At 58.3% G+C, this 10,024-nt stretch carries 9 protein-coding genes; 6 read left to right on the forward strand and 3 right to left on the reverse strand.

The annotated features are described in order from the left end of the window. The first annotated feature begins 487 nt into the window (after nt 1-487). The 5 genes from RYB66_RS22425 (at nt 488) to RYB66_RS22445 (ending at nt 5,480) form a co-directional block, all read left to right on the forward strand. Nucleotides 488-2,026 (forward strand): cryptochrome/photolyase family protein, encoded by a 1,539-nt coding sequence (locus RYB66_RS22425; protein WP_042916473.1) that lies wholly within the window; start codon nt 488-490, stop codon nt 2,024-2,026. After that, entirely contained in the window at nt 2,023-2,166 is a 144-nt protein-coding gene (locus RYB66_RS22430) for a DUF2256 domain-containing protein (protein ID WP_005744285.1), read from the forward strand. Before RYB66_RS22425 ends, RYB66_RS22430 begins: the two co-directional genes overlap by 4 nt. Before the next feature lie 146 nt (nt 2,167-2,312). After that, nucleotides 2,313-2,741 (forward strand): DUF2231 domain-containing protein, encoded by a 429-nt coding sequence (locus tag RYB66_RS22435; RefSeq protein ID WP_002552775.1) that lies wholly within the window; start codon nt 2,313-2,315, stop codon nt 2,739-2,741. Next, a complete protein-coding gene (locus RYB66_RS22440; RefSeq protein WP_005744287.1) occupies nt 2,738-4,030 on the forward strand; it encodes a PQQ-dependent sugar dehydrogenase in 1,293 nt (430 codons plus the stop codon). Before RYB66_RS22435 ends, RYB66_RS22440 begins: the two co-directional genes overlap by 4 nt. A 250-nt stretch (nt 4,031-4,280) precedes the next feature. After that, entirely contained in the window at nt 4,281-5,480 is a 1,200-nt protein-coding gene (locus RYB66_RS22445; protein ID WP_044299287.1) for an MFS transporter, read from the forward strand. 60 nt (nt 5,481-5,540) lie between these two features. Here the strand turns inward: RYB66_RS22445 and RYB66_RS22450 are convergent, their stop codons facing one another. After that, nucleotides 5,541-7,181, reverse strand: coding sequence for a methyl-accepting chemotaxis protein (locus tag RYB66_RS22450; RefSeq protein WP_005744289.1), 1,641 nt, complete (start codon nt 7,179-7,181; stop codon nt 5,541-5,543). Nucleotides 7,182-7,469: 288 nt separating this feature from the next. Continuing rightward, nucleotides 7,470-8,465, reverse strand: coding sequence for an aldo/keto reductase (locus RYB66_RS22455; RefSeq protein WP_005783136.1), 996 nt, complete (start codon nt 8,463-8,465; stop codon nt 7,470-7,472). 157 nt (nt 8,466-8,622) lie between these two features. Between RYB66_RS22455 and RYB66_RS22460 the strand changes: the two genes are divergently transcribed. After that, nucleotides 8,623-9,345, forward strand: a complete 723-nt coding sequence (locus RYB66_RS22460) for a haloacid dehalogenase type II (RefSeq protein WP_005783134.1) — start codon at nt 8,623-8,625, stop codon at nt 9,343-9,345. A gap of 25 nt (nt 9,346-9,370) precedes the next feature. Here the strand turns inward: RYB66_RS22460 and RYB66_RS22465 are convergent, their stop codons facing one another. Beyond that, nucleotides 9,371-9,889, reverse strand: a complete 519-nt coding sequence (locus RYB66_RS22465) for a GNAT family N-acetyltransferase (RefSeq protein ID WP_002552781.1) — start codon at nt 9,887-9,889, stop codon at nt 9,371-9,373. Nucleotides 9,890-10,024 lie beyond the last annotated feature (135 nt).

Genomic DNA, 10,024 nt, shown 5'->3' on the forward strand with positions numbered 1-10,024 from the left:
GGTTTTGTGGCGCAAATAGCGCCGTTAGATCCTTTAACATTGTTGCTCCGTTATAGAGTCAGCGCCTCTTGCCGGTTGAGAGTGCTGTATAGATAGAGATCGAGGAGTCTATACATTTCTTGCCGGGCTTACACTTTGAAATTGCAGGGGTATGTCATCAACGATGCCACTCCTGATGCGGCAGTTAATAATGTGGGGTGGCTAACAGGGGCGCTGGTCAATTCACAAGAAGATTGATGCACTTTTAAAAGCGATGGCGCTGGCACGTGTTCTCACCTCTGACAATTGGCTTTGCGCGGACCAGTCAAGACCTGCAACAACCATCACAGGTAACTCATCGAAAAACGCTATGAAAATCTTGTACATGAAATTACATTGGTACAAGTTTTATGGCTGCGGAGCATCGGATAGCTGGACCTGATGTGCTGGCTGCAGCCTGACGCCACAGCTTTTCAGATCCTTGCAGACGCCATGCGGAGCCTCTCCATTGACTCAACCCCCTCGTCTCCACCTTGTCCTCGGCGATCAGCTTTCCTTCGATCTCGCGTCTCTGAAAGACCTGAACCTTGAGCGCGATACGGTCCTGTTGGTCGAGGTGATGGAGGAGGCGAGCCATGTGCCGCATCATCCGCAGAAAATCGTGCTGATCTTCAGCGCCATGCGTCATTTTGCCGAGGCGCTGCGTGAGCGCGGCGTTCGGGTGCAGTACGTCACGCTCGACGATCCGCAGAACACAGGCTCAGTGCCGGGTGAGTTGCGGCGCTGGCAGGCCCTGCTGCAAGCCAAAGAGCTGCACGTCACCGAGTGCGGTGACTGGCGGCTGGAGCAGTCGATCAAGGACAGCGGGTTGCCGATTCAATGGTATGCCGATACGCGCTTTCTCTGTTCCCGCGAAGAGTTTTCGTCGTGGGCGCAGGGTAAAAAGCAGTTGCGCATGGAGTTCTTCTACCGGGAGATGCGGCGCAAGAGCCGGTTGCTGTTGAACGGCGATGGCACACCGGTGGGCGGTGCCTGGAATTTTGATGCGGAAAACCGCAAGGCGCTGCCCAAGGGCGTCGCTGCGCCTTACCCGATGCGCTTCTCGGCAGACGGGATCACTCGCGACGTGCTGACACTGGTAGCTGAACGTTTTGCCAGTCATTACGGTTCGCTGGATGATTTCGATTACCCGGTGACGCATGTCGATGCTCAGGCGCTGTGGGACTACTTTCTCGACTTCGGGCTGGCCTGTTTCGGCGATTATCAAGACGCAATGGCCACTGATGAGCCGTTTATGTTTCACGCGCGGATCAGCGCTGCGCTGAACATCGGCCTGCTGGATCTGCGCCAGATCTGCAGTGACGTTGAGTCCGCGTACTGGTCGGGCAGGGTGGCGCTGAATGCCGCCGAAGGTTTCATTCGCCAATTGATCGGCTGGCGGGAATATGTGCGTGGCGTTTACTGGCTGAAAATGCCCGAGTATGCCGATGGCAACCTGTTCGGTAACAGCAGGCCGCTGCCGGAGTTTTACTGGACCGGCGAAACGAAGATGAACTGCATGAGTCAGGCGATCGGCCAGAGCCTCAAGCATGCCTATGCCCATCATATTCAGCGCCTGATGGTGACCGGCAACTTTGCGCTGCTTGCCGGTATCGTGCCGAGCCAGATCTGCGAGTGGTATCTGGCGATTTACATGGACGCTTTCGACTGGGTCGAGCTGCCCAATACGCTGGGCATGGTCATGCACGCCGATGGCGGCTATCTAGGCTCCAAGCCCTACTGCGCCAGCGGCCAGTACATCAAGCGCATGTCTGACTACTGCCGTGGCTGCGCTTACAAGGTCACTGAAAGCACGACTGACGATGCCTGCCCGTTCAATGCGCTCTACTGGCATTTTCTGATGCGCCATGGCGATCTTTTGCGGCGCAACCAGCGTATGGGCATTATTTACAAGAACCTTGATCGCATGGCTGAACCCAAACAGCAGGCGCTGTGGGAGCGAGGCGAGGCATTGCTGGCCAGGCTCGATGCCGGAGAGGCACTTTGAGAAAGAGTGAACTGCCGGTCAAAACCTGTGTGGTCTGCGGGCTGCCGTTTACCTGGCGCAAGAAGTGGGCGCGCTGCTGGGATGAGGTGCTTTATTGCTCTGAGCGTTGCCGGCGAAACAAGCGCACTGCAAGCCAGTAGCGTTTTCAAAATATTTCGAAATGAAAAGTGCTGAACTATCGCTTCGCCAGCATGATCCTTTTCTATGCGCATTCAGCGCGACCCTGACAGGCGAGTGCATTCGCACTGAGCATTGATCCAGGGTCGCCGAACGAAAAGGAGCCGTCATGACCGTAACCACCCATCCCGTCTACCGATATACGCCAGGCCCGCTACACGCGACCCTGCTTGCAGGAACCGTTCCTCTGTTTCTTGGCGGATTGCTGAGCGACATCGCCTACTACCAGACCTTTCAGATTCAGTGGAGCAACTTTGCCGCCTGGCTGATTGCCGGAGGCTTGCTGTTCTGCGGGCTGGCGTTGCTGTTCGCGCTGGTTAATCTAGTGCGTGCGGATCACAAGGCCGGTCGTCCTGTGGTGTACTTTCTGTTGTTGCTGGTCACCTGGGTGCTGGGTCTGGTCAATGCTTTCGAGCATGCGAAAGACGCTTGGGCGGTCATGCCGTCTGGCTTGATCCTGTCGGTTATCGTGACCGTACTGGCCGGTGTTGCGACATGGACAGGGCTGACCAGCCTGCGTTCGGGAGGTGCAGAATGAAGCACTCTCACGCACTGACAGTATTGAGCATGGCGCTGCTGCTGAGCGCCTGTGGTGGCGAAGCGGACAGTACCCAGGCACGCGGGCCGGACCCGAAACTACCGGAACCGCAACGTGGCCTGTTGCCGAGCATGAAGATTGCCGAGCCCGTTGCATGGGGCGATCAAAAGCCGACCGTACCCGAGGGGTTCAGCATCACTGCGATTGCCACCGACTTGAGCATTCCGCGCCAGTCCCTCGTGTTGCCGAACGGCGACATCCTCATTGCCGAAGGTCGCGGCGGCAGTGCTGCCAAGCTCAAGCCCAAGGATGTGATTGCCAGCGTCATCAAAGCCCAGGGCAATACCAAGGTCAAAGGCGGCAATCGTCTGACCTTGCTGCGCGACGCGGACGGTGACGGCAAGTACGAGCTGAAGACAGTCTTTGCCGAAAACCTCAATGCCCCTTATGGCTTGGCGTTTGCCGATGGCAAGCTGTACGTGGCCAATCAGGACGCGCTGGTTCGCTTCGATTACCAGGACGGTCAGACCAAGGCCAGCGGTGAGCCGGTCAAGGTTACCGATCTGCCTTCGGCAATCAACCACCACTGGACCAAGGCACTGACTGTCAGCCCTGATGGTCGCTCCCTGTACGTTGGCATCGGCTCGAACAGCAACGTGACCGAGCGTGGCATGGAAGTCGAAATCGATCGCGCGATGGTCTGGCAGATCGACGCCGCAACCGGTGCCCACAAGCCTTATGCGACCGGTCTGCGTAACCCGACCGCGTTGACGATTCAGCCGGGTACCGGGCAGTTGTGGACGGTGGTCAATGAGCGTGACGAGTTGGGCCCTGATCTGGTTCCGGATTACCTGACCTCGGTGAAGGAGGGCGCGTTCTACGGCTGGCCTTACAGCTATTGGGGCCAGAACGTAGACACGCGTGCCCAGCCACAGAACCCGGCCAAGGTCGCTGCGGCGATCAAGCCGGATTACAGCCTGGGTTCGCACGTTGCCGCTCTGGGTGTGGATTTCTCCATCCCGGCCATGGGTGACAAGTTCGCTGACGGCGTCTTCGTTGGCGAGCACGGCAGCTGGAACCGCGATAATCCGGTTGGCTACAAGGTCATCTTTGTGCCGTTCAGCAATGGACGTCCTGCGGGTGAACCGGTGGACTTCGCAACGGGTTTCCGTGGTGCTGATGGCAAGACTCGCGGGCGGCCGGTAGGTGTGACGGTTGATCCGAAGGGCGCGCTCATCATCGCCGACGACCTGGCCAACACCGTCTGGAGAGTGACCCGCAACAAGTAGGTCACGACTGCCTGTGTGAGCGTTCCCATGCTCTGCATGGGAACGCCGTTAGTGACGCTCTGCGTCACCGACGAAACCTCGACGCAGAGCGTCGGCCTGATAGCCAGTTTCCGCAGAAATTATCGCGGGTCGTTGACACAGAATTTCTCTCGCAAGGTGGCTTCGTCAAGGCTTTACACGGTAGGGTTAGGCGCATCCACGCGCTGGCCCGACGGGTCAGCTGCTGACATCCCCGAATTCTGGAACCGCTGTGAGTCGTTTTGAAACTGCTGGAAACCTCGTAATAAAACCCGCTTCATGGTGGGCTGTAGGCAGTGTATCCCTTGGGTCATTCGCTACCGTCACTACTGAATTTCTCCCTGTCGGGCTGCTGCCCGATATTGCTCGTGACCTGGGAACCAGCATCAGCCAAGCGGGCTTGATGATGGCTGTCCCCGGCATCCTCGCGGCCATTTCAGCACCTTCCTGTATTGCTCTGTTCAGTCATGTTGATCGCAAGCGCCTGCTGCTGGGGCTGCTGTCGATATTGCTGGCGTCCAACCTGATCGTGGCGCTGTCGACGCACTTCTGGCTGACGCTTGCCGGCCGGGTCCTGCTTGGCTTCGCACTGGGAGGTTTCTGGACGATTGCCGGTTCGCTCGGGCCTCGCTTGAGGCCCGGCAAGGAGGGCGTAAAGGCCACCGCGTATGTGCTGGCGGGCGTCTCGATCGGCACTGTTGCCGGTATTCCGGCTGGCACGTTGATCGGTGAAGCCTTCGGCTGGCGGGCGGCATTTGAAACAGCGGCGGTGGTCACGGTTGCGGTAGGGCTGTTGATCGCAGCGTTTTTACCGGCGTTACCGGGCGAGCGCTCTGCCGGCATCAGTCAGATGCTGTCGCTGGCTGGCGAGCAACGCATTCGTCGTATGTTCGCCGCCGCACTGTTGATCTACGTCGGGCACTTCGCGGCGTACACCTACCTCGCGCCCTTCGTGCAGGAGTTCGCGCATATCCAGGGGCAGGCCCTGGGAGCATTGCTCTTCGCCTTCGGTCTGGCAGCGGTGGCAGGAAATCTGGCCGGGGGAGCCCTGGCAGCCAGAAGCGCGCCGTTCTCGGTGCTGATCATGACCCTGCTGATGCTGGGATCGTTGACCGCATTGCTGATGTTTGTCGGCAACCCGTGGCTGCTCTGGCCGGTGATTCTGGTCTGGGGGTTCGCTTTCGGGATGATCCCCATCACCACGCAGATCTGGTGTTTCGAGGCCTCCAATGACCGCGTGGAGGGTGTTCAGGCGTTACTGGTCTGTGTGGTGAATCTGTCGATTGGCGGTGGGGCGTTCATCGGCGGCGAGGTGTCCGGTCGGGCCGGCTTTACCGCCGCCATCGTCATCGGTGCGGTATGTGCCGCGCTGTCCATGTTCACCGTTGCGCTGGCGATACGTAGCTCCAGGTCGGTCATTTGCACAGACTGATTTGCCGCTAATGAGGTATCCGGCGATGCAGCATCCATCGCCGAATACCTGCTCACACCGTCAGCCTGCTTTGAAAAACGCGACCTTGCGGGTAAGGCGATCTGCAAGCTGTGCCAGCTCTTCGCTGGCGCTTGCCACCTGCTGCGATCCATTGGCGGACTTGAGTGTCGAGTCGTGAATACTGTTGATGTTCATGGCAACGTCTTCTGCCACCGAGCTTTGCTGAACCGCAGCGCTGGCGATTTGCGCATTCATGTGATTGATCGCGCCCACTTCCTGATTGATTCTGGACAGAGCACTTTGTGCGTTGCGTGTCTGGTCAACGGCGCGATTGACCAGTTCGCAGCTGTCGCGCATGTTCTGCGCCGCAGTTTCAGTACCGCCTTGCAGCGTGCTGATCATGTTTTGAATTTCCTGGGTCGACTGCTGGGTACGATTCGCCAGGGAACGAACTTCATCGGCGACGACCGCAAAGCCTCTGCCGTGCTCACCCGCACGGGCTGCTTCAATGGCCGCATTGAGCGCCAGCAGATTGGTTTGCGAGGCAATCGAGTTGATCACCTCGATTACCGTTTCGATCTGCTCGCTGTGCCTGGACACCTGCTCCACAGTATTTGTTGTTTCAGTCAGCGTGGCCGCCAGTTGCTCGATGGCAGTGGTAGTGCCTTCGACAAGGCGGTTACCGGTCGCCACTTCGCTGTCTGCCAAACGTGCAGCGTCCGCTGCCTGTGCTGCATAGCCCGAGACTTCATTGACAGTGGCGGCCATCTGGCTGATAGCGGTCGCCACCTGTTCGGCTTCACGGGTCTGCACCATGATCTGGGTATTGTTGGCAGATGAAGCCGCCGACAGCACGGTGGATGATTGGCTGACCTCTTGGGCAGCCGTCCTCACCTCTGTGATGGTTTCCGAGAGACGAGTCAACGCGGTTTTCAATACGCCCATGACGCTGTCGGGATGCGCGGTGGTGATGGTTTGCTGCAGATCGCCGGCCGCCAATCTTCGAATGGCCTGCGCAACCTCTACAGGCTCCGCGCCAAGCGTCTTTTTCACAAAGCGAATGATGAAAACCGACAGCACGATGCTCAGCAGCACGGCGAAAGCCGTTGCCAGCAGCATCAGGCCACGGAACTGGCTGGCGGTCGCCTGCACATTATCCAGCTGAACCCTGATCGAGGCTTCCTCATGGTCGATGAGCGCGTTGATGCGCTTCAGCCATTCGCTGTAGTCGCCCGATGTCTGGCTCAGCAAAAGGGCCTGGGCACCGGCGATGTCACCGGTACGGCGCAAGGCAATGACGCTTTTGGTAGAGCCCAGCGTCTGCTGTTCGATTTCCTTGATGCCACGCAGCAGTTGCCGCTCTTCGGCACTTACGGTCGGCCTGGAGAACAGTTGATCCATCGGTGCAGCCGAATCGATGTAGTCCTTTTCCAGGCGGGTCATCTCTTCCAGATGGAGCGCGAGGTCCTGATCATTGTTGACCAGCACCGCATCGCGCAGGGCGATCGCCCGGTTATGCACGCTACCACGAAAGTTGATCGCATAGCGTTGCACCTTTGCGGCATTGTCTCCAACGTCTTCCAGGGTGCTGTCGATGAAGCCAACCCGCTGAATGCCGACAGCGGTGATCAATATGAGCAGTGAAACGACCGCGGCAAACCCCAAGCCGATGCGGGTAGCCAGAGAAACCGGATTTTTCATGGAAGGAACTCGAACGGGGGAAGTGGATAAAGTCGAATCAAGCGCTGGCAAACGGCCATTCATTGCGAATAGTCAGACAATACCGTGCAGCCGGTCGGTCGCCAAATAGATATTTGCGTGCGGCGAGATAGACAGGTGTTATTTCAGAAATGTGTGACGGTTACGAGTGCTGTGATGTTGTCTTCGTAATCTAAGCGTTGCTGGTCACCGTTCTATCGGATGACTGCGGTCCATCAGGTTACCGGCGACGCTGTAACGTTCGCCGGCATCGGGTTTCTGCTGTGCGGATCAGACGAATCCGGTCACCAGATGCGGTACATAAGGTGCCTCAAGGCGTTGGATCTCTTCGTCGCTGAGCACCAGCTCCAGTGCGGCGATGGCATCGTCCAGTTGGGACGCTTTGGACGCGCCGACAATCGGTGCCGAAACCCCTCGTTTGGCCAATACCCAGGCCAGTGCGACCTGCGCCATCGGCACACCTCGTTCTGCTGCGACCTGTTCCACAACATCGATCACCCGGCCGTCTTCCTTTTCCGTCGCCTGGTAGAACGACTGACCGGAGACGTCGGTCCTGGTCCGCTCGGTCTGCTGCCCATGGGGCCGGGTCAGCCTGCCACGCGCCATCGGGCTCCAGGGCATCAGGCCGACACCCTGATCAATGCACAGCGGGATCATCTCGCGCTCTTCTTCGCGATACACCAGGTTCAGGTAGTTCTGCATGGACACAAACTTGCTCCACCCGTGCGCGACCGCGACCTGCTGGGCCTTGGCGAACTGCCATGCATACATGGATGACGCGCCGATGTACCTGGCCTTGCCTGCCTTGACCACATCGTGCAGGGCTTCCATGGTTTCCTCGATGGGCGTGTCATAGTCCCAGCGGTGAATCTGGTACAGGTCGACATAATCAGTGCCGAGCCGCGTCAGGCTCGCATCGATACTGGACATGATGGCTTTGCGCGAGAGCCCTTTCTCGTTGGGCCTTGTCGAGCCTTCCCACATGTTTGCCGGGAAGAACACCTTGGTGGCGATCACGGTTTCGTCGCGGCGCGTGAACTCTTTCAGCAACTTTCCGACGATGGTTTCCGAGGTGCCTGCCGAGTAGCTGTTGGCGGTGTCAAAAAAGTTGATGCCTTGCTCGACGGCGTGCTTGATGATCGGTCTGCTTGCTTCTTCGTCCAGTGTCCAGGGATGCGTTCCGGCATCAGGTTCGCCGAAGGTCATGCACCCAAGGCACAGTCTGGAAATATCCAGCCCTGTGTTTCCAAGCTTCACGTAGTTCATGAATTCTCCATCCATCGTTGATTGGCCAGTCGCCGACCGGTTTCGATATCACTCATTACCTCTTCAACGAGGGCAATGTCTGCCCGGAAACGACTGTCCTCCGAGCGACTGCTTGTGTAGAACTATAAGCGACGATACACATTACCGGAGCGATAATATGGCCAGATTTGCACAGGTGGGTTTTCTCGGGTTCGACGTATTCGGCACTGTTGTGGATTGGCGAGGTGGTGTGGCACGCGCCGCGGCGCCCTTTCTGCTGCGTCATGGCGTGAACGTCGACCCCCTCGATTTTGCCGATCAATGGCGCGGGCTCTACCAGCCTTCCATGCAGCGCGTTCGCTCGGGTGAGCGTCCTTTCGTGACACTTGACGTGCTCAACCGGGAGAGTCTGGAAACCGTGCTGGCACGGCACGAGGTAGACTTCGGCAGCATTCCGGATAACGAACTGATCGAGCTCAACAAGGCGTGGGAACGGCTTGATCCATGGCCCGATTCCGTCGCCGGCCTCACGCGGCTCAAGCGCAGGTTCTCGATTGGCACGCTTTCCAACGGGCATATTGCCGGCATGCTCAACCTGGCAAAGTTCGCTGGCTTGCCGTGGGACGTGATTGTCGGCGCGCAAATAGCGGGTTCTTACAAACCAATGCCGCAGACCTACCTGAAATCGGCAGACGCCGTGGGCCTGGCCCCGCAAGCAGTCGCGATGGTGGCTGCGCATAACTCCGACCTCGCGGCTGCCCGTGCGAATGGCTTCAAGACGGTATTCGTCCGACGCCCGTCCGAGCACGGGCCAGGCCAGACGTCTGACCTTACTGCCGAACAGGATTGGGACGTTATTGTCGACTCTCTGACCGACGCAGCCGAGGCGCTCGGATGCTGAGCGCAGATAATGGCTAGGGGATAACTTACTCCCGTAAATCCTTCCACATATGCACCTTGGAGACGAACCGGCTGCCTACGGCAACTGCAAGCGGTTCAACGCCAAAGGTCACAAAGCCCACGCGCTCATAAAGCCCCTGTGCTGCGGCATTACCCTGCGTGACGGTGAGCTGTACGACCAGAAGCTCAGGACGGGATCTGGCATGCTCGAGCACGCTGCACATCAATTGGTAGCCAATGCCTCTGTTTCTGTGAGCCTGAGGCACGTACATCCCGAACAAGGTTGACTTGTGCCGGGCCTTATTTCGGGTTTCAACGGACAACCCGGCTACGCCCAGCAGTTTGTTGTCTTCGACGGCGGCAAACACTGCTTCGGTCGACGCATTGCTGTTATCCAGCCTGTTTTCCCACCATTCGCCAGGCAGCGTTTCACGTTCTTTCACATCAGAGGTAAAGGCGTCTGGGTGGCGATCATATGCCTCAAGCATCAACGCGCGATAAGCCACTGCATCGGTCGGGGTCAGTCGTCGGTAAGTAAGGGTCATAAAAGCAGGATTCGTCTGACTCAAGCGTTGAGTATTGCACCCGGAGGCGGGAAAAGTCTTAACCGCACGCTGGGTTTTAAACAGATGTCTGGTTCGCGCAGCAGTGCCGTTTGACGGACACTTTGGGGGTTTGTA

Source organism: Pseudomonas syringae group sp. 243L2, assembly GCF_032587875.1.
GTDB classification, from domain to species: Bacteria; Pseudomonadota; Gammaproteobacteria; order Pseudomonadales; family Pseudomonadaceae; genus Aquipseudomonas; species Aquipseudomonas amygdali.